Source organism: Roseateles rivi (assembly GCF_043555845.1).
GTDB lineage: Bacteria > Pseudomonadota > Gammaproteobacteria > Burkholderiales > Burkholderiaceae_C > Roseateles > Roseateles rivi.
Genome location: NZ_JBIGHZ010000034.1, coordinates 1 through 214, shown reverse-complemented (window position 1 = coordinate 214; position 214 = coordinate 1). Strand labels below are relative to the sequence as shown.

Genomic DNA, 214 nt, shown 5'->3' with positions numbered 1-214 from the left:
AGATCGAAGCCCAGCTGCTGGCGCAGCCGGGCATCCAGCACGCGGTGGTGGTGGCGCGGGAGCAGCGGCTCGTGGCCTACGTGGCGTGCGCGACTGAGCAGTTCGACGACGCAGGCCTGAAGCAGGCGCTGGCGCGACAGCTGCCCGAGTACATGGTGCCGGCGCTGATCGTGAGGCTCGACGGGCTGCCGCTGAACGCCAACGGCAAGGTGGA

1 protein-coding gene is annotated in these 214 nt (G+C 70.1%); it reads left to right on the top strand.

The window, feature by feature from the left end; all coding sequences use genetic code 11:
• The coding region (locus ACG0Z6_RS16685) for an AMP-binding enzyme (RefSeq protein ID WP_394463476.1) at window positions 1-214 on the top strand (214 nt) is incomplete at both ends.